The 18036-nt window shown below is 64.7% G+C and carries 19 protein-coding genes; 13 read left to right on the top strand and 6 right to left on the bottom strand.

Annotated elements, in window-relative coordinates; genetic code table 11:
- Nucleotides 1-7: 7 nt before the first annotated feature.
- Nucleotides 8-469, top strand: coding sequence for a VOC family protein (locus ACR0NY_RS12370; protein ID WP_170369066.1), 462 nt, complete (start codon nt 8-10; stop codon nt 467-469).
- Here the strand turns inward: ACR0NY_RS12370 and yaaA are convergent.
- From yaaA to ACR0NY_RS12355, 3 genes are all read right to left on the bottom strand, one after another.
- Nucleotides 460-1230, bottom strand: a complete 771-nt coding sequence (yaaA, locus tag ACR0NY_RS12365; protein WP_170340967.1) for a peroxide stress protein YaaA — start codon at nt 1228-1230, stop codon at nt 460-462. The two genes, ACR0NY_RS12370 and yaaA, sit on opposite strands and share 10 nt — an antisense overlap.
- Nucleotides 1231-1264: 34 nt before the next feature.
- Nucleotides 1265-3304 (bottom strand): DNA helicase RecQ, encoded by a 2040-nt coding sequence (recQ, locus tag ACR0NY_RS12360; protein ID WP_170369067.1) that lies wholly within the window; start codon nt 3302-3304, stop codon nt 1265-1267.
- 76 nt (nt 3305-3380) lie between these two features.
- Complete coding sequence (locus tag ACR0NY_RS12355) at nt 3381-3668, bottom strand: YggT family protein (protein ID WP_170369068.1); 288 nt, start codon at nt 3666-3668, stop codon at nt 3381-3383.
- 131 nt (nt 3669-3799) lie between these two features.
- Between ACR0NY_RS12355 and ACR0NY_RS12350 the strand changes: the two genes are divergently transcribed.
- The 10 genes from ACR0NY_RS12350 to smpB all read left to right on the top strand — a co-directional run bounded on the left by ACR0NY_RS12350 (nt 3800) and on the right by smpB (nt 11980).
- Nucleotides 3800-5167 (top strand): MFS transporter, encoded by a 1368-nt coding sequence (locus ACR0NY_RS12350; RefSeq protein WP_170369069.1) that lies wholly within the window; start codon nt 3800-3802, stop codon nt 5165-5167.
- Nucleotides 5164-6027, top strand: a complete 864-nt coding sequence (gene mepA / locus ACR0NY_RS12345; RefSeq protein WP_170369070.1) for a penicillin-insensitive murein endopeptidase — start codon at nt 5164-5166, stop codon at nt 6025-6027. The genes ACR0NY_RS12350 and mepA overlap by 4 nt, the downstream gene beginning before the upstream one ends.
- Nucleotides 6000-6884: an esterase-like activity of phytase family protein gene (locus ACR0NY_RS12340; RefSeq protein ID WP_170369071.1), complete on the top strand. Its 885-nt coding sequence runs from the start codon at nt 6000-6002 to the stop codon at nt 6882-6884. The genes mepA and ACR0NY_RS12340 overlap by 28 nt, the downstream gene beginning before the upstream one ends.
- 91 nt (nt 6885-6975) lie before the next feature.
- Nucleotides 6976-7620: a queuosine precursor transporter gene (locus tag ACR0NY_RS12335; protein ID WP_170369072.1), complete on the top strand. Its 645-nt coding sequence runs from the start codon at nt 6976-6978 to the stop codon at nt 7618-7620.
- 264 nt (nt 7621-7884) lie between these two features.
- The gene (gene arfB, locus ACR0NY_RS12330; protein ID WP_005980088.1) at nt 7885-8304 is read left to right on the top strand and encodes an alternative ribosome rescue aminoacyl-tRNA hydrolase ArfB; all 420 of its coding nucleotides are present in this window, start codon (nt 7885-7887) and stop codon (nt 8302-8304) included.
- Nucleotides 8305-8364: 60 nt separating this feature from the next.
- The gene (locus tag ACR0NY_RS12325; protein ID WP_170340981.1) at nt 8365-9111 is read left to right on the top strand and encodes an SDR family oxidoreductase; all 747 of its coding nucleotides are present in this window, start codon (nt 8365-8367) and stop codon (nt 9109-9111) included.
- A 73-nt stretch (nt 9112-9184) separates the two neighbouring features.
- Nucleotides 9185-10198 (top strand): P1 family peptidase, encoded by a 1014-nt coding sequence (locus tag ACR0NY_RS12320; protein ID WP_170340983.1) that lies wholly within the window; start codon nt 9185-9187, stop codon nt 10196-10198.
- A 112-nt stretch (nt 10199-10310) separates the two neighbouring features.
- Nucleotides 10311-10724, top strand: coding sequence for a c-type cytochrome (locus ACR0NY_RS12315; protein WP_093964070.1), 414 nt, complete (start codon nt 10311-10313; stop codon nt 10722-10724).
- 189 nt (nt 10725-10913) lie between these two features.
- On the top strand, nt 10914-11456 hold the full coding sequence (gene idi, locus ACR0NY_RS12310; protein WP_093964071.1) for an isopentenyl-diphosphate Delta-isomerase: 543 nt from the start codon (nt 10914-10916) through the stop codon (nt 11454-11456).
- 47 nt (nt 11457-11503) lie between these two features.
- Nucleotides 11504-11980 (top strand): SsrA-binding protein SmpB, encoded by a 477-nt coding sequence (gene smpB, locus ACR0NY_RS12305; RefSeq protein WP_170369073.1) that lies wholly within the window; start codon nt 11504-11506, stop codon nt 11978-11980.
- A 28-nt stretch (nt 11981-12008) separates the two neighbouring features.
- Here smpB and glpK read toward each other — a convergent pair whose 3' ends face one another.
- The 3 genes from glpK to panB form a co-directional block, all read right to left on the bottom strand.
- On the bottom strand, nt 12009-13487 hold the full coding sequence (gene glpK / locus ACR0NY_RS12300) for a glycerol kinase GlpK (protein WP_170369074.1): 1479 nt from the start codon (nt 13485-13487) through the stop codon (nt 12009-12011).
- Between the two features lie 72 nt (nt 13488-13559).
- Entirely contained in the window at nt 13560-14411 is an 852-nt protein-coding gene (gene panC, locus ACR0NY_RS12295) for a pantoate--beta-alanine ligase (RefSeq protein WP_170369075.1), read from the bottom strand.
- Entirely contained in the window at nt 14408-15247 is an 840-nt protein-coding gene (gene panB, locus ACR0NY_RS12290) for a 3-methyl-2-oxobutanoate hydroxymethyltransferase (protein ID WP_170369076.1), read from the bottom strand. The genes panC and panB overlap by 4 nt, the downstream gene beginning before the upstream one ends.
- A gap of 171 nt (nt 15248-15418) precedes the next feature.
- Here panB and ACR0NY_RS12285 point away from each other — a divergent pair, with 171 nt between their 5' ends.
- Both ACR0NY_RS12285 and ACR0NY_RS12280 read left to right on the top strand, forming a co-directional pair.
- Nucleotides 15419-16906 carry an ABC transporter substrate-binding protein gene (locus ACR0NY_RS12285; protein ID WP_170369077.1) on the top strand — a complete coding sequence of 496 codons (1488 nt, stop codon included), beginning with the start codon at nt 15419-15421 and terminating at the stop codon, nt 16904-16906.
- A gap of 53 nt (nt 16907-16959) precedes the next feature.
- On the top strand, nt 16960-18021 hold the full coding sequence (locus tag ACR0NY_RS12280) for a ligand-gated ion channel (protein WP_170340995.1): 1062 nt from the start codon (nt 16960-16962) through the stop codon (nt 18019-18021).
- Nucleotides 18022-18036: the final 15 nt, after the last annotated feature.

The following is an 18036-nucleotide window of genomic DNA, read 5'->3' as shown; positions in this document are numbered from 1 at the left end:
TGACGCCATGTCACAGGAACGAGGTTTTCGCCCCCGCGCTTTGGGTGAAATCGCAATACGCTGCGCCGACATGGCAGCAATGGTTGATTTCTATGAAAACGTCATCGGGCTGACCCGCCTGCATGGCGGCCATAAAAGCGCCATCACATTCTTTCGGATTGCGGATGGGTTCGAAGGACACACACAGGTTCTGGCGCTTTTTCACCATGGGGCAGCGCCGCGGCCGGGTTTGCACCCCACCGGTGCCGACAAACCCGTGACCGGGGCGCAATCGTCGCTGCACCATGTCGCCTTGTCTCTTCCCTTTGCGGAACAGGAGGCCGTCATGCGCTGGTATGACCAAATCGGCCAGCCCTATCGTGTCGAACGGTTCGGCTGGATCGGTTGGCGCGGAGTATTTACCACGGACCCCGAGGGCAACACGGTCGAACTGGTGGCGTATGATGCCTCGATGCTGGATCAGGCCTGATAGGGGCGCACGAATACCGGTTTGTCCGGTTCCGACAAATCAGACCGATACGCATAGCCGCCGGTGTCGAAATCCCGGAGGCCCGCAGGGTCGGTCAGCCGGTGCTGGATGATGTACCGCGCCATTGAGCCGCGAGCTTTTTTGGCAAAGAAGCTGACGATCTTCGGTGCGCCGCCCTTGTCCTCCATAAAGACAGGGGTGATGACCCGCAGTTTCAGCGCCTTGGGGGCCACCGCGCCAAAATATTCCTGGCTGGCGCAGTTCACCAGCGTATCGGTGCCGATCTCCTCGGCCTGCGCGTTCAGCGCCTTGCTCAGCTGGTCGCGCCAGTAGTCATACAGGGTCTTGCCGCGCCGGGTCTTCAACCGGCTACCCATTTCCAGCCGATAGGGCTGAATGGCGTCCAGCGGGCGCAGCAGGCCGTAAAGCCCCGACAGGATGCGCAGATGATCCTGCGCCCAGGCCAGTTCGTCGGCGTCCAGCGAGGCGGCCTCGAGCCCCTGATAGGTGTCGCCGGCAAAGGCCAACGCGGCCGGGCGGGTGGTCTCGGGCGGCGGGGTATCGGCAAAGGTGCGGAACCGGTCGCGGTTCAGCCGGGCCAGATCGTCGCTGAGGCTCATCAGCTTTTTTAGTTCTCCCAGCGTCAGGTTGCGCGCGGTTTTCGCCAGCCGGATCGCGTCGTCCTGAAAATCGGGCTGGGTCGGCGTCGCGTCCCGTTCTGCCCAGTCCAGCCGTTTGGCCGGAGAGATCACCACCAGCATATCTACCCCCTTGTACGTGCCTGCCCGCCGATACCTAGCCCGCCGCGCGCAGCACGTCCAGAAAGGCGGCCGCGAAACGTTCGGCGCGGCGGTCGCCCAGAATTTGCTCCAGCGCGCGGTCGTCGTCGGGCCGCATCTGCGCAACCTTCGCCAGTTGCGCGGCCGAACAGCTCAATGGTTTGTCGATCCCGTCCGGGCCTCGGGCCAGCTGTGCCTGCACCTCGAGCAGACGGTCGTAGATATTTCCCTGTTCACGCCCGGCCAGCTTGCGGCGCGCCGGGTGGACCGCCTGCGCCTCGCCCGCGATTACTTCGAGGAAGGTGTCGCCATAGCGGTCCAGTTTTTTTGCGCCCACGCCGCCGATCCGGGCCATCTCGTCCAGGGTCATGGGGCGTTTTTCCGCCATCTCGATCAGCGTGCGGTCGGGGAAGATGACATAGGCGGGCACACGGGCGGCCTCGGCCAGGGCGCGGCGCTTGGCCTTGAGCGCCGACAGCAGGGGCGCATCCTCATCCGAGACCATCATCTTGACCGCGGGCCGCCGGGTGGCCTTGCGCAGCGTGTCCTTGCGTAGGGTGATCTGCGCCTCGCCCTTCAGGATCGGCTTGGCGGCCTCGGTCATGCGCAGGGCGCCGTGGCGTTCAGGGTCGGGGCGGACCAGGTCATGGCCCATCATCTGCCGGAAGATCGCCTGCCATTGCGGGCGCGACCAGTCCTTGCCGATGCCGTAGGTGGGCAATTCGTCATGCCGCCGGGCGCGGATCTTGTCGGTGTCATTGCCCAGCAGGATGTCGATCAGGTGGCCCGAACCGAACCATTCCTCGGTGCGCAGGATCGCCGACAGGGCCATGCGCACCGGGGTGGTGCCGTCGAACAGCTCGGGCGGGCTGTCGCACAGGTCGCATTTGCCGCAGGGCTCGGCCTGTTCCCCGAAATAGCCCAGCAGGGTCTGGCGGCGGCAGTGCAGCGCCTCGGCCAGACCCAGCAGCGCGTTCAGGCGGGCATGATCTGCGGCGCGGCGTTCAGGCGGGGCCAACCCCTCGTCGATCTGGCTGCGGCGCAGGCGGATGTCGTCGGGGCCGAACAGGGTCAGGGTTTCGGCCGGCCCACCGTCGCGGCCGGCGCGGCCGATTTCCTGGTAATAGGCCTCGATCGATTTCGGCAGGTCCGCATGGGCGACCCAGCGGATGTCGGGCTTGTCGATACCCATGCCAAAGGCCACGGTGGCCACCACGAGCAGCCCGTCCTCGCGCGCGAAGCGGGTTTCGACGATGCGGCGGTCTTCGGCTTCCATCCCGCCGTGATAGTGGCAGGCGCTGTGGCCCTGTTCGCGCAGGGCCTGCGCCAGCACTTCGGTCTTGTTGCGGGTGCCGCAATAGACGATGCCCGACTGGCCCCGGCGGGCGTCGGCGAAATCAAGGATCTGCTTGCGCGGGCTGTCCTTCGCGGCAAAGGCCAGGTGGATGTTCGGCCGGTCGAAGCCACGCAGGAACTTGCGCGGGGGCGTGCCGTCGAACAGTTTCTCGACGATCTCGTCCTGGGTTTCCGCATCCGCCGTGGCGGTGAAAGCGGCCAAGGGCACGTTCAGCGCGCGGCGCAGCTCTCCGATCCGCAGATAGTCGGGGCGGAAATCATGGCCCCACTGGCTGACGCAATGCGCCTCGTCCACGGCGATCAGGCTGACATTGATCCGCCGCAGCATGCCCAGCGCCGAGCCCGCCGCCAGCCGTTCGGGCGCCATATACAGCAGCTTCAGCCGCCCGGCCTCGAGCGCCTCCCACACGGCGTCGGTTTCCTCGGGCGTGTTGCCCGAGGTCAGCGCACCGGCTTCGACCCCGGCCTCTTGCAGCCCCCGCACCTGGTCGCGCATCAGGGCGATCAGCGGCGAGATCACCACCGTGACGCCGTCGCGCAGCAGGGCAGGCAGTTGGAAACACAGGGATTTGCCGCCCCCGGTGGGCATGATCGCCAGCACGTTCTCGCCGGCGGTCACGGCATCGACGATCTCTTCCTGCCCGGGGCGGAAGTCATCGAATCCAAAGACATCTCGCAGCAGAGGCGCGGCGTCGAACATGTGCGGGGGTGCCCTGTTTCAAGATTTGACTGCTCTTGAACGGACAATCACACAGTCGGAATCGGGGAACAAGAGGTCAGTAGAAATAGACCGCGTTGTTGATGAGGATGATCCGCAGCGCATAGACCCCGATCAGCACCACCAGCGGCGTCAGGTCCAGACCGCCCATGTTGGGCAGAATGCGGCGGATCGGGCCGTAAATCGGTTCGAGCAGGCGGTTCAGGCCGTACCAGATCTGGGCGACCAGCTGTTGATGCAGGTTCAGGACCTGGAAGTTGATCAGCCAGCTCATGATCACATGGGCCAGGACGATGAACCAGACGATGTCCAGGATCAGCAGCAGGATTTGGATCAGCGACAGCATGGGCACCTCGTTTTCCGTACGGCCTGAGACCTAAGTGCCCAAGCGGCAATAGGCAAGCCCGCAGTCACAGAACGCTTGCGAAATGGCCCAAAGGCCCGTCTTATGAAATCAAAAGCAGGCAAGGGGCAGAGATGGCAGAGATTTCCAAGCGCAGGCGCATCTGGGGCTGGTGGTTTTTCGACTGGGCTAGCCAGCCGTATCACACCCTGTTGGTGACCTTTGTCTTTGGCCCGTATTTCGCCGGCGTTGCGGCCGAATATTACGCAACCGTCGGGATGGATGCCGAAGCCGCCGCCGCGCAGGCGCAGACGGTCTGGGCCAACTGCCTGACGATCACGGGGCTGATCATCGCCTTCGGCGCGCCGCTGCTGGGGGCCATGGCCGATGTCTCGGGGCGGCGCATCCCGTGGATCTTTGCCTTTTCGGTGATGTATGCCGTTGGGTCTGCGGCGCTATGGTTCACGCTGCCGGACGGGTCGAACATGTGGCTGATGCTGTCGGCCTTCGGTCTGGGCTTCGTGGGGGCCGAATACGCGCTGATCTTCATCAACTCGCAACTGCCCGATCTGGGGGACGACGATGAGGTGGGCGAGATCTCGGGCTCGGGCTTTGCCTTCGGCTATTTCGGCGGGCTGATTTCCTTGGCGATCATGCTGGCGCTGTTCGTCGAGCAGCCCAACGGGAAGACGCTGATCGGGATGGAGCCGCTGTTCGGTCTGGACGCCGGCACGCGCGAAGGCACGCGTTTCGTGGGGCCGTTCACCGCCGGGTGGTTCATCCTGTTCATGGTCCCGTATTTCCTGTGGGTGCGCGACGATCCCGCCGCCGACAAAAAGGGCAGCGTATCCGAGGCGCTGAGTCTGCTGGGCAAATCCGTGGCTGCCTTGCGGCACCGGGTCAGCCTTGCCAGCTATCTGGGGTCATCGATGTTCTACCGGGACGCCCTGAACGGGCTGTACAGTTTCGGCGGCGTCTATGCGCGGCTGGTGTTGGAATGGGACCTGATCAAGATTGGCGTCTTCGGCATCATCAGCGTGCTGGCTTCGGCAGTCTTCGCCTGGATCGGCGGCAAGCTGGACCGGAAATTCGGCCCCAAGCCGGTGATCCTGACCGCGATCTGGGTTCTGATCCTGGTCTGCACCACCATCGTGTCGATGGACCGGACGCAGATCTTCGGCATCGCCCTGCCCCAAGGGTCGGGCCTGCCGGACATGGTGTTCTTTGGCTGCGGCATCCTGATCGGTGGGATGGGGGGCATTCTGCAATCGGCCAGCCGTTCGTTGATGGTGCGCCACACCGACCCGGCCGCCCCGGTCGAGAGCTTTGGCCTCTATGGTCTGTCGGGCCGCGCCACCGCTTTTGCGGCGCCTTTGCTGATCGGAATTGCAACAACCGCGACCGGCAGCGCTCGGTTGGGGGTGTCTCCGATCGTCGGGTTGTTTATTCTGGGATTGTTCCTAATGCGCTGGGTCAAACCGGAAGGGGATCAGAGCAGATGATTTCATTACGTTTTTTGGTATTTTTGGCAGGAATTGCGCTGGCCGGAGCGGCTGGGGCCCAACCGCTGGCCAAGCAGTTGTTCGGGGCTCAGAAGGACAGTTCGCAACAAAAGCCGGCCGCTTTCGGCAGTTATTCGCGCGGATGCGCGGCCGGATCGGTGCAACTGCCCGAGACCGGACCCACCTGGCAGGCGATGCGCCTGTCGCGCAACCGCAACTGGGGCCATCCGCAAGCCATCGACTTCGTGCAGGACCTCAGCCGTTTTGCGGCAAGGCAACCGGGATGGAACGGGCTGTACATCGGGGATATCAGCCAGCCGCGCGGCGGGCCGATGACCTCGGGCCACCGCAGCCACCAGCTGGGCCTGGACATCGACATCTGGATGCTGCCCGGTGACAACATGCGCCTGTCGCGCAAGGCGCGCGAGAACATCTCGTCGGTCTCCTTGCGGCGCTCGAACGGCGCCTATGTGAACGGCAACTGGACGAAACAGCACCACGCCATCCTGCGCGAGGCGGCCAAGGACAAACGCGTGGCCCGCATCTTCGTGTTTCCGGGCGCCAAGGTGCAGATGTGCAAGGAAGAGAAGGGCAACCGTGCCTATCTGCGCAAGATCCGGCCCTGGTGGGGGCATCATTATCACTTCCACGTCCGGCTGAACTGCCCGCGCGGCTCGCGCGGGTGCGTCAATCAGGATCCGCCGCCCAAGGGTGACGGCTGCGCCGAGGCCGAACAGTGGGTGCGCAACATCCTGAACCCGCCGCCGCCCGACCCCAACGCGCCGCCTCCGAAGAAACGGCGTGAGTATGTTCTGGCGGATCTGCCCCAGCAATGCGCCGCCGTCTTGCAGTCCAACTGATCGCCAGCCTGTTTCTGGCCGGTTCCGCCTGGGCGGTCGAAGTCAAATCGGCCGAATATCTGGGCAGCTTTGCATGGCGCGCCGGCCATGACTGGTTCGGCGGGTTTTCCGCCATCCATGTCTCGGATGACGGGCAGCACGCATGGGTGCTGAGCGACCGCTCCACCCTGGCATCGGTCCGCATCGACCGGGATGGCGATGAGATTGTCGGCATCCGTATTGTTGGCCACTGGCCGGTTCTGTCCAGCCGGGGACGGATCATGCCCGGCAGCTCGGGTGACTCCGAGGGGCTGGCGCTGGCGCCGGATGGCAGCTTCTACCTCTCGTTCGAAGGCGTGCATCGCGTGGCCCGTTATGCCGCGCCCGGTGCCCATGCTCAGGTGCTGCCGCGCCCCAAGGCCTTTGACGCGCTCGACCAGAATGGTTCGTTCGAGGGGCTGGCCATCGACGCCCAGGGTCGCCTGTACACGTTGCCCGAGAAAAGCCGCACGGCAAATGGCGACATTCCGGTCTATCGGTGGAACGGGCGCGCCTGGTCCACGCCCTTTGTCCTGGCGCAGCGGGACGGTTTTCTGCCCGTAGCGGCCGATTTCGGTCCGGACGGGCGGTTCTACGTTCTGGAACGCGCGGTCTCGCTGACCGGGTTCCGGTCGCGTTTGCGTCGGTGGCGGATCGCGGGTGATACACCTGCGGCCGAGGAAATCCTGTTCCAGACCGGAACCGGAACCCATGACAATCTCGAGGGGCTGTCGGTCTGGCGCGACGGGCAGGGGCGGTTGCGGGCCACGATGATCTCGGACGACAACTTTCTGGCGCTGCAGCGTACCGAACTGGTCGAGTATCTGCTGCCGGATTGACACGGGCCGATCCCGGGTCTAGAAGCGCGGCTTGCCTTGGGACGGTCCCTTGGCCAAGTCGCCGCTACCTTGTCAAAACGGGCATCAGAACATGCAACGCAACTTTATCCCCGGCATTCTTGCCATGGCCGCCATCGTCGTGGCCTCGAACATCCTGGTCCAGTTCCTGATCTTTGACGGGCTGTTGACCTGGGGTGCCTTCACCTATCCGCTGGCCTTTCTGGTCACCGACATCATGAACCGCGTCTATGGCGTGGGCCCGGCCCGCAAGGTCGTGTTCGCCGGCTTCGTCACCGGCGTGATCTGCTCGCTGATCGGCAGCCAGATCATGCTGCAGGGCGACGGCTTCACATACGCCGCCGTGCCGTTGCGCATCGCCGTGGCTTCGGGAACCGCGTTCCTGATCGCGCAGCTGACCGACGTCACCGTGTTCAACGCCATGCGTGAAGGCCGCTGGTGGCGCGCGCCGCTGGTGTCCACACTGGTCGGGTCGGCGCTGGATACAGCGATCTTCTTCACAATCGCGTTCTCGGCCTCGGTGACCGTCTTCGGCGCCGATGCGGATGCGGCCATCAACTGGGCGTGGGAGCCCGTGCCCTTCATGCTGTCAGGCCCCGAGGCGCCCCTATGGGTGACGCTGGCCTTTGCCGACTGGCTGGTGAAGCTGTCGCTGGCCTTGGTCGCACTGATCCCCTTCAAGGTGATCGTCGCCCGCCTGACCGCACAGCCTGCGTAAAAAAAACGCTTTGAGAGTGGCACAAGTTGTGTCACCATCCTTTTCAACCGCAACAGATAGAAAAGGAGGTGATCCAGTGTCGAGAAAGAGATTGGAGAGAGGTGTCGGAACAACCGGGGGGACCGCCTGCTAGGGCAGCCCTTGGCGGAGCGCGCGCTCCGGCTGGTCGATTGATCTAACCGACCCGACCTCCTGAACTTTCGAAGGGCCGTCCCGCCGGGGCGGCCCTTTCTGTTTCCGGGTGGCGCCTGTAAAGTCGCGTCCATGTTGCGCATCACCGACGATATCACCCTGCACGATTGGGAAATGACCGAGAGCTTCATCCGCGCCTCGGGTCCCGGCGGGCAGAACGTGAACAAGGTCTCGACCGCGGTCGAGCTGCGCTTCGAGGCGGCGCGCTCGCCCTCGCTGCCCGATCCGGTCAAGGCGCGGCTGAAACGGCTGGCCGGGCGGCGCTGGACCAAGGATGGCGCGATCATCATCCAATGCGACGAGACCCGCAGCCAGGCCCGCAACCGCGAGATCGCCCGCGCCCGTCTGGCCGAGCTGATCGGCAAGGCGCTGGTCAAACCCAAGCGGCGGATCGCGACGAAGCCCACCTATGGCTCGGTCAAGCGCCGGCTGGCGGCGAAAAAGGCCCGGTCCGACGTCAAGGCGCTGCGCGGCAAGGTGGCGGAAGATTGATCTGGCATCTTTCCCTGCCGTTGCTAGTCTGACCGCAACAGGCGGCAGGGAGGCAAGGCCATGAGGCTGGAGGGAAAAACCGCAATCGTGACCGGCGGCGCATCCGGGTTCGGGGCCGGGATCGTGCAGAAATTCCTGACCGAGGGCGCACGGGTGATGATCGCCGATATCAACGGGGATGCCGCGCGTCACATGGCGGCAACGCTGGGCCCGCTGGCCGACCACTGCCAGGTGGATGTCTCCGACGGCGACTCGGTCCAGGCGATGGCGGATGCGGCGCTGGGACTCTACGGCCACCTCGACATCCTTGTGAACAATGCCGGCGTGACCCACCTTCCGACGCCGCTGGAGGAGGTCAGTGAAGAAGACTTCGACCGCGTCTATCGCGTGAACATGAAGTCGGTCTTTCTGACCGCGCGGGCGCTGGTGCCGCATATGAAATCGCGCGGGTCGGGGGCGATCCTGAACGTCGCCTCGACCGCCGGATTGTCACCGCGCCCGAACCTGAACTGGTACAACGCCTCCAAGGGCTGGATGATCACCGCAACCAAGACCATGGCGGTCGAACTGGCCCCGTCCGGTGTGCGCGTGAACGCGATCTGCCCGGTGGCGGGGGAAACGCCGCTGCTGAAATCCTTCATGGGCGAGGACACGCCCGAAATCCGCGCAAGGTTCCTGTCGACCATCCCGTTGGGCCGGTTCTCGACCCCGCAGGACATGGGCAACGCCGCCTGTTTCCTGTGCTCGGATGAGGCCAGCATGATCACCGGCACCGCGCTCGAGGTGGACGGGGGCCGCTGCATCTGAGCCTGTCCTTCATCTGGCTAGAGATATCCCCGCCAGAGGCAGCCCGCTTTCCCGCAGTAAAGGACAAACTTCAATGACCCCCGGACCCAGAAACCTGATCACCGACGTGCCCGGCCTGCTGGTGGGCAACGCACAGGACGCGGCCCTGAAATCCGGCGTCACCGTCCTGACCGGAGATCAATCGCTGCGGGCCTCGGTGCATGTGATGGGGGGCGCCCCCGGCACGCGTGAGACCGATCTGCTGGCCGCCGACAAAACTGTCGACCGGGTGGATGCGATCGTGCTTTCAGGAGGCTCGGCCTTCGGGCTGGATGCCTGTTCGGGCGTGATGGACGCGCTGCATGCACAGGGACGCGGGTTTCAGGTGGGGTCAGCCGTGGTGCCGATCGTACCCGGGGCGATTCTGTTCGACCTGCTGAACGGTGGCGACAAGGCGTGGGGTGAAAACCCGTACCGCGCCTTGGGCCGGGCCGCATTCGACGCCGCGGCGGAGAGGTTCGATCTGGGCAGCGCCGGGGCCGGAACCGGCGCGCTGACGGCCATGTGCAAGGGTGGGCTGGGCTCCGCCTCGGCGGTGTTGCCGGGCGGCGTGACAGTGGGTGCGCTGGTTGCAGCCAACCCGCTGGGCAGCGTCATCACCCCGGGGGACCGGCATTTTTGGGCCGCCCCGTTCGAGATCGGGGCCGAGTTCGGCGGGCTGGGGCCGGATGCGGCGTCCGGACTGGGGGACCCCGTGCCCAGCCGCAAGGCCCGGGCAATGGGCCATCCCCCGCCCGACAAGGCCAACACGACCATCGCCATCGTCGCCACCGATGCCGCCCTGACCAAACCGCAATGCCAGCGCATGGCGGTGGCCGCCCATGACGGGATCGCCCGCGCCATCCTGCCCGCCCACACGCCGGGCGACGGTGACCTGGTGTTCGGCGTCAGCACGGGGCGGATCCCTTCTGCCGAGGCCGATCTGGCCCTGCTGGGCCACGCCGCTGCCCTGTGCCTGACCCGCGCCATCGCGCGCGCGGTCTATCATGCGAAACCGGCGCCGGGCGACCTGTTGCCGTGCTGGTCGGATCTGCAAAATACGCCTTGAAAATATACCTTTTTGACTGCGTCAGGTCGCCGCCGCGCGTCAAATTGCGCATTGACTCTGCGCGCGTTTGATACTGGTTAAAGGGCAGCCAATTCATATCGGAGCAACGCCAATGAAACGTATCATCGCGACTGCCATCGCCGGCCTGCTGGCCGTGCCGGCCCTGGCCGAAGGCGACGCCGAAGCCGGTGCCAAGACCTTCAACAAGTGCAAGTCCTGCCACATGATCGCAACGCCCGACGGCGAAGCCATCGTCAAGGGCGGCAAGACCGGGCCGAACCTGTACGGTATCGCTGGCCGCGCCGCAGGTGCAGAGGAAGGCTTCAAATACGGCGACAGCCTGGTTGCGGCCGGTGAAAAAGGTCTGGTCTGGGACGAGGAAAGCTTTGTTGCCTATGTTCAGGACCCCAAGGCGTTCCTGAAGGACTACCTGGGTGAAACCTCGGCCAAGTCGAAGATGACCTTCAAACTGAAGAAGGGTGGCGAGGACGTCTTTGCCTATCTGCAAAGCGTTTCGGCCGAATAAGCCGCACTTGCCAAAAAACCGGAACAAGTACAAAAGGCCGCAGCCCTGCGGCCTTTCGTGCGCTTGATTGCAACGTCGATCATCGCCAGTTTTGTCGCAGACCAAAAAAACACTGCGCCCAATCCGCCAGCGCATCGCGCCCGGTCGCCGATGCCGCCAGACCGACGCAGTCACACCAGGAGAGGACAGATGGGAATCATGATCCCGGCTTGGGTTCATGGCGAGCTGACACCCGTGGACAAGCTGGAAGCCCACGAAAAGGGGCTCAAGCACAAGGCGGTCTCGGTCTTCGTCGTGCGGGGGACCGAGATTCTGATGCAGCGCCGCGCGCTGGGCAAGTATCACACGCCCGGCCTATGGGCGAACACCTGTTGCACCCATCCCGACTGGGACGAAAACTCCTCGGACTGCGCCGTGCGCCGCCTGCGCGAGGAGTTGGGCATTACCGGCCTGTATCCGGAATACCGGCACCGGCTGGAATATCATGCGGATGTCGGCAACGGGATGGTCGAAAACGAGGTCGTGGACGTGTTCTTGGCGCATGTGCGCGGGCCGCTGAAGATCGAGCCCAATCCCGACGAGGTGATGGAGATCCGCTGGATCGACTACCACGATCTGCTGGCCGAAGTGCGCCGTCACCCCGAACGGTTCACCCCGTGGCTGAAGATCTATCTGCACAATCACGCAGACACGATCTTTGGCCCCGACCTGATCATCTCGGCCAAATCCTGACGCGCCCATCTTGCAAGGGCTGACGAAGCCGCATACATCACGGCGTCATGGCCAAGCAGAAGAAAGAGCCCAACTACAAGGTGATCGCCGAAAACCGGCGGGCCCGCTTCGATTACGCGATCGAAGAGGATATCGAGTGCGGCATCGTGCTGGAAGGGTCCGAGGTCAAGTCTCTGCGCGCGGGCGGGGCGAACATCGCCGAAAGCTATGCCGCGGTCGAGGATGGCGAACTGTGGCTGATCAACAGCTACATCGCGCCCTACGAGCAGGCCAAGGCGTTCAAGCACGAAGAGCGCCGCCGGCGCAAGCTGCTGGTGTCCCGTAAAGAGCTGTCGAACCTGTGGAACGCCACGCAGCGCAAGGGCATGACGCTGGTGCCGCTGGTGCTGTATTTCAACCACAGGGGTCGGGCCAAGCTGAAGATCGGCATCGCCAAGGGCAAGAAAATCCACGACAAGCGCGAAACCCAGGCCAAGCGCGACTGGTCGCGCCAGAAACAGCGCCTGCTGAAGGATCACAGCTGACCCGGGCTGCGCCGCGGGTCAGAGTGGATCAGAACGCCATGGTGGCCCGAACTGCCCGCTGCCAGCGCGCATAGGCTGCTTCGCGGTCAGCCTCGGGCAGGATCGGTTCGAACCGTTGGTCCAGCGCCCAGGTTTCGGCAAATCCGGCCTGATCGGGGTAGACCCCGGCCTTCATCCCCGCCAGCCAGGCTGCGCCCAGCGCCGTGGTTTCCTGCATCACCGGCCGGTCGACCGGCGCGCCCAGAATGTCCGACAGGCCCTGCATCGCCCAGTCGGAGGCGCTCATCCCGCCATCGACCCGCAGGATCACGTCGGCCTCGGCGCCCCAATCGCCCTGCATCGCGTGCCACAGGTCGCGGGTCTGGAAGGCGATGCTTTCCAGCGTGGCCCGTGCGATCTCGGCCCGGCCCGAGTTGCGGGTCAGGCCGAACATGGCGCCGCGGCAGTCGGGCTTCCAATAGGGCGCGCCCAGCCCGGTGAAGGCGGGCACCAGCACCACATGCTGGTTGGGGTCGGACTGCGCGGCCAGTTCGCCGCTTTGCGGGGCCGAGTCGATGATCTGCAGCGCGTCGCGCAGCCATTGCACCGCCGCGCCCGCGATGAAGATCGAACCTTCCAGCGCATAGGTCCGCTGACCGTCCAGCTGATAGGCGATGGTGGTCAGCAGGCGGTTTTTCGACTCCACCGGCTGCGTGCCGGTGTTCAGCAGCGCGAAACAGCCCGTGCCATAGGTGGATTTCATCATCCCAGGCTGGAAACAGGCCTGCCCGATCGTGGCGGCCTGCTGGTCGCCGGCCACGCCCAGAATCGGGATCGTCCTGCCGAACAGGCCGGTCTGGCCGAAATCGGCCGCGCAGTCGCGCACCTCGGGCAGCATCGACAGCGGCACGTCCAGAAGATCGCAGATCTCGGCGCTCCAGTTGCCCTTGTGGATGTCGAACAGCAGGGTGCGCGCGGCGTTGGTGGCGTCGGTGGCGTGGACGCGGCCCTCGGTCAGGCGCCAGATCAGGAAACTGTCGATGGTGCCGAACAGCAGCTCGCCCGCCTCGGCCCGGTCGCGCGCATCGGGTACGGTGTCCAGTATCCACTTGACCTTGGTGCCCGAGAAATACGGGTCGAGCAGCAGGCCGGTCTGGGCGGTCACGTCATCCTCGCAGCCCGCGTCACGGAACCGCTGGCAGATCTCTGCGGTGCGGCGGTCCTGCCAGACGATGGCGTTGTGGATGGCCTTGCCGGTCGTCTTGTCCCAGACCACGGTGGTTTCGCGCTGGTTGGTGATGCCGATCCCGGCGATCTTGTCGGCCGAGGCGCCCACCTCGTTCATCACCTGCCGGCATACTTTCAGGACGCTGTCCCAGATTTCCTCGGGGTCGTGCTCGACCCAGCCTTCCTGCGGGAAATACTGGGTGAATTCCTGCTGTGCGGTGCCCACGCGCTGCATCTGCGCGTCGAACAGGATCGCGCGCGAGGACGTGGTGCCCTGATCGATTGCCAGAATATAGGTCATGCCCGTGCTCCCCCCGGTCTTCATTTTCAGGGGACATTAGGCGATTGGTCGGGGCCGTTCCAGACCCCAGTTTCAAGCCACCGGCACGTCGATATTGTCGATCAGGCGCACGCCCTCCAGCCAAGCGGTGGCGAACAGGCGCGCGGGGCGGGTGGCGGCGGTCAGCGGCGCAAGCGTTTCGGCGCAGCGAAGGTCGATATATTCCACCTCGGAAAAGCCCGCCGTCAGCAGCGTGTCGCGAGCCGGCCCCACCAGATCCGCGAATGCGGCCCCCTGAGCCAGTTGCCCGGCCACGTCCTGCATAACCGCTTGCATCCGAGCCCCGGTCGCCAGCCCCTGGTCCGACAGACGCAGATTGCGCGAGGACATCGCCAGCCCCGAGGGCTCGCGCACGGTGGGGCAGCCGATCACCTCGATCGGGATGTCCAGATCGCGGGCCATGCGGCGCACGACCATCAACTGCTGATAGTCCTTTTCGCCCAAATAGGCCCTGTCCGCCTGCGTTTGCAGGAACAGTTTCGCCACGACGGTCGCCACGCCGTCGAAATGTCCGGGGCGGAATTCGCCCTCCATCACGTCGGTCAGCCCGGCGACGGAAACGGTGGTGGCGAACCCGTCTGGATAGATCTGGTCCGGGTCGGGAACATAGATCGCATCGACCCCCATTGGCGCCAGCTTGGCCGCGTCGTCCTGCTCGGTGCGGGGGTACTTGGCCAGATCCTCGGGGTTGTTGAACTGTTTGGGGTTGACGAAGATCGTCACGATCACGCGGTCGCAATCGGCCCGCGCCGCCTGTGCCAGCGACAGGTGCCCCTGATGCAGCGCGCCCATGGTGGGCACCACGCCGATGATCTGGCCCGCCCGGCGCCAAGTTTGGGTCTTGGCGCGCAGGTCCGGCAGGGTGCGCAGGATGGCCGCGGTCATGCCTTGCCCCCCTTGGCAGGGGCCTGATCGGCAAACACATGCTCGGCCGCGGGGAAGGTGCGGGCGCGCACCTCGGCGGCGTATTCGGCGATGGCGGCCTCGGCCAGCGGGCCCAGATCGGCATAGCGTTTGACGAATTTCGGTTTGAAGGCCGTGAAAAAGCCCAGCATGTCGTCGACCACCAGGATCTGCCCGTCACAACCCGCCGAGGCCCCGATGCCGATGGTGGGGATGGGCACCTCGGCGGTGATCCGGTCGGCCAGACCCTGCGGAACCTTCTCGAGCACGACGGAAAACGCCCCGGCCTCGGCCACGGCGCGGGCGTCGGCCAGCACCGCATCGGCCTGTTCGTCGCGGCCCTGCACCTTGTAGCCGCCCAGAGTGTTGATCGATTGCGGCGTCAGACCCACATGCGCCATCACCGGGATGCCGCGCTTGACCAGAAAGCGGATCGTCTCGGCCATCTCGTCCCCGCCTTCCAACTTAACCGCGCCGGCGCCAGTCTCGGCCATCAGCCGGGCCGCGTTGCGGAAGGCCTGCTCGGGGCTTTCTTCATAGCTGGCAAAGGGCATGTCGATGACCATCATCGCCGTCTCGAGCCCGCGGGCGACGGCCTGACCGTGCAGGATCATCATCTCCATCGTCACGCCCAGGGTCGAGCTCAGCCCGTGCAGCACCATGCCCACGCTGTCGCCCACCAGGACGAAGTCGCAATGGGGGTCCATCAGCCGGGCCATCGGCGTGGTATAGGCAGTCAGGCTGACCAGCGGATCGCCCCCTTTGCGGGCGCGGATATCCTCGGCATTCGGGGCTGTCTTGCGGGCGGTGGCGCTCATGCTCGCTCCTCGCGGGGTTCATGTTGCAGCGCGGCATAGCAGATCGGCAGGGGCCAGAGAAACCCCGGTTGCGCGAACATTTCCTTGAATGACCCAAGGTTTGCAGGGACATTGTTTCCGTCAGGGCCGCGTCATACGCCGCCCATCCGCACATTCTGGGAGGGAATTTACATGACCAAGCCGTTCTTTCGCACCTTTGCCTGCGCCATGGCGCTGGGCGTGGGGCTGCTCGCCTCGCAGGCCATGGCCCGGTCGGACATCACCATCGCCATGCAGCTGGAGCCGCCGCATCTGGACCCGACCAGCGCCGCCGCGCAAGCCATCGATTCGGTGGTCTACACCAACGTGTTCGAAGGGCTGACCCGGTTCATGGGCGATGGCTCGGTCGTGCCGGGGCTAGCCGAAAGCTGGGAGATTTCCGAGGACGGAAAGGTCTATACCTTCACGCTGCACGATGGCGTCACCTTTCACGATGGCACCACGATGGATGCTGAGGACGTGAAGTTCAGTCTCGACCGCGCCACCGCCGAGGACAGCGCCAATGCGCAGAAGGCCCTGTTCGCCGGGATTGAAAGCGTCGAGGTCGTGGACCCGCTGACCGTCAGAATCACTCTGGCAGACCCCAACGGCAATTTCCTGTTCAACCTGGCCTGGGGCGACGCGGTGATCGTGGCGCCCGAAAGCATCGAGGGCATCAAGACCAACCCGGTGGGCACCGGCGCCTATAAGTTCGCCGAATGGGTCCAGGGCGACCGCATCACCTTGGAGCGCAACCCCGATTACTGGGGTGACCAACCCGCGCTGGAGAAGGCCACGTTCAAGTTCATCTCGGACCCCACCGCCGCCTTTGCCGCGATGATGGCCGAGGACGTGGACGTGTTTGACAATTTCCCCGCCCCCGAGAACCTGCCGCAATTCGAGGCCGACCCGCGGTTTCAGGTGCTTGTCGGTTCGACCGAGGGCGAAACCATTCTGGCGACCAACAACAAGAAGCCGCCCTTCGACGACGTGCGGGTGCGGCAGGCGCTGGCCCATGCGATCGACCGTCAGGCGATCATCGATGGTGCGATGTTCGGCTACGGCACGCCGATCGGCACGCATTTCGCGCCGCACAACCCGGCCTATGTCGATCTGACCGGCAATTCGGCACATGACCCGGACAAGGCCCGCGCCCTGCTGGCCGAGGCCGGATTCGCGGACGGGTTCGAAACCACGTTGCACTTGCCGCCGCCCTCCTACGCCCGCCGCGGAGGCGAGATCGTGGCCGCGCAACTGGCCGAGGTCGGCATCAAAGCCGAGATCATCAACGTGGAATGGGCGCAGTGGCTGGAAACCGTGTTCAAGGGCAAGGATTTCGCCCTGACCATCGTCAGCCATACCGAGCCGATGGACATCGGCATCTATGCCCGGCCGGATTACTACTTCCAATATGACAACCTGGACTTCCAGGCTCTGATGGCAACGCTGAACGCGACCACCGACCCCGACGAACGCACCCGCCTTATGGGCGAGGCGCAGCGCATGATCGCCGAGGATTACGTCAACGCCTATCTGTTCCAGCTGGCCAAGCTGGGCGTGGCCAAGGCCGGCGTTCAGGGCCTGTGGGAAAACGCGCCCACGGCGGCCATTGACCTGACCGCGATCAGCTGGGCGGAATGAGCCTTTCGGGTCCGCCTTGCGGGCCCATTTCCCCATATTAGGGTCTGTTTCAGATGACACGTTGCCTGGTTTCGGTGTTTTTCTTCATGGTCGCCCTGGCCCTGTCTGGGCCCTCGGGCGCGCAAGGGTTGTTTCAGGATGGCCACAGCGCGCTGTTGGGCACCCCGGAAAACCCGGTCGAGGTCGGCGTCGGCATCAAGATCGACCAGATCACTTCGGTCGATCAGAAGGCCGAGAATTATGGCGCAGTGGTCGTGCTGCGTTTTGAATGGAGCGATCCGGCCCTGGCGTTCGATCCGGATGAGCTGGGCCGCGATTTCCGCGTATTCGATCCGCCGGCCTTCGTGCGCCATGCGGCCGCCCGGGATGCGGTGGTTCCGGCCTTCGTCATCCACAACCAGCAATCCAACCGCTGGGTGCACGAATCCGCGGCCGCTCTGCGCCATGATGGGCATGTGACGTTTGTCGAGAAATCCTCGCTGACGCTGCAGGCGCCGCATTTCAACTTCCTCAGGTTCCCCTTCGACACGCAGGAGTTCCACTTCGAGGTCGTCTCGGTCTTTCCGTCCGACTTCGTGCACTACTACGCGCTGGACCAGTTCTCGGGGCTGGGCGACACGCTGGGCGAAGAGGAGTGGATTTTGGGCAACGCCCGTATGCTGGCCTCGACCACGACCGGCCTGTCGGGCAATGAAAGCGATCAGGTGTCGCTGGTCTTCGAGGGCAAGCGCCACCTGACCTACTATGTCATCCGGGTGTTCCTGCCCATGCTGGTGCTGGTTCTGGTCGGCTGGGCGCTGTTCTTTCTGGACGAATACCGCAAGCGGATCGATATCGCGGGGGCCAACCTGCTGGTCTTTGTCGCCTTCAACTGGGCAATCTCGGCCGATCTGCCCAAGCTGGGCTATCTGACCTTTCTGGATTTCATCCTGCAATGCATGTTCCTGATGACCGGGGCGCTGGTGGTATTCAACGTTATGCTGCGGCGGCTCAAGGTCTCGGGGCGCGAGGACACGGCGCGCAAGCTGGACAACTACGCGATCAAGTGGATCTATCCGCTGGGCTATGCCGCGATCGTGGGCTATGCGGTCTGGGCGTTTCTGATGCAGTCCTGACGCGCTGTGCCGCTG

The organism is Ruegeria sp. BJ5 (genome assembly GCF_056537865.1).
The sequence above is the reverse complement of the archived record's forward strand: the minus strand, read 5'-3'. Positions and strand labels throughout refer to the sequence as shown.

Excerpts from the sequence above, each read along its gene's own strand:
- arfB (WP_005980088.1), top strand. The coding sequence starts at position 7,885 with ATGTTGCGCATCACCGACGATATCACCCTGCACGATTGGGAAATGACC.
- mepA (WP_170369070.1), top strand. The coding sequence starts at position 5,164 with ATGATTTCATTACGTTTTTTGGTATTTTTGGCAGGAATTGCGCTGGCC.
- ACR0NY_RS12285 (WP_170369077.1), top strand. The coding sequence starts at position 15,419 with ATGACCAAGCCGTTCTTTCGCACCTTTGCCTGCGCCATGGCGCTGGGC.
- ACR0NY_RS12355 (WP_170369068.1), bottom strand. The coding sequence starts at position 3,668 with ATGCTGTCGCTGATCCAAATCCTGCTGCTGATCCTGGACATCGTCTGG.
- ACR0NY_RS12370 (WP_170369066.1), top strand. The coding sequence starts at position 8 with ATGTCACAGGAACGAGGTTTTCGCCCCCGCGCTTTGGGTGAAATCGCA.
- glpK (WP_170369074.1), bottom strand. The coding sequence starts at position 13,487 with ATGACCTATATTCTGGCAATCGATCAGGGCACCACGTCCTCGCGCGCG.
- ACR0NY_RS12335 (WP_170369072.1), top strand. The coding sequence starts at position 6,976 with ATGCAACGCAACTTTATCCCCGGCATTCTTGCCATGGCCGCCATCGTC.
- idi (WP_093964071.1), top strand. The coding sequence starts at position 10,914 with ATGGGAATCATGATCCCGGCTTGGGTTCATGGCGAGCTGACACCCGTG.
- smpB (WP_170369073.1), top strand. The coding sequence starts at position 11,504 with ATGGCCAAGCAGAAGAAAGAGCCCAACTACAAGGTGATCGCCGAAAAC.
- ACR0NY_RS12350 (WP_170369069.1), top strand. The coding sequence starts at position 3,800 with ATGGCAGAGATTTCCAAGCGCAGGCGCATCTGGGGCTGGTGGTTTTTC.
- ACR0NY_RS12280 (WP_170340995.1), top strand. The coding sequence starts at position 16,960 with ATGACACGTTGCCTGGTTTCGGTGTTTTTCTTCATGGTCGCCCTGGCC.
- ACR0NY_RS12315 (WP_093964070.1), top strand. The coding sequence starts at position 10,311 with ATGAAACGTATCATCGCGACTGCCATCGCCGGCCTGCTGGCCGTGCCG.
- panB (WP_170369076.1), bottom strand. The coding sequence starts at position 15,247 with ATGAGCGCCACCGCCCGCAAGACAGCCCCGAATGCCGAGGATATCCGC.
- yaaA (WP_170340967.1), bottom strand. The coding sequence starts at position 1,230 with ATGCTGGTGGTGATCTCTCCGGCCAAACGGCTGGACTGGGCAGAACGG.
- panC (WP_170369075.1), bottom strand. The coding sequence starts at position 14,411 with ATGACCGCGGCCATCCTGCGCACCCTGCCGGACCTGCGCGCCAAGACC.
- recQ (WP_170369067.1), bottom strand. The coding sequence starts at position 3,304 with ATGTTCGACGCCGCGCCTCTGCTGCGAGATGTCTTTGGATTCGATGAC.
- ACR0NY_RS12340 (WP_170369071.1), top strand. The coding sequence starts at position 6,000 with ATGCGCCGCCGTCTTGCAGTCCAACTGATCGCCAGCCTGTTTCTGGCC.
- ACR0NY_RS12325 (WP_170340981.1), top strand. The coding sequence starts at position 8,365 with ATGAGGCTGGAGGGAAAAACCGCAATCGTGACCGGCGGCGCATCCGGG.
- ACR0NY_RS12320 (WP_170340983.1), top strand. The coding sequence starts at position 9,185 with ATGACCCCCGGACCCAGAAACCTGATCACCGACGTGCCCGGCCTGCTG.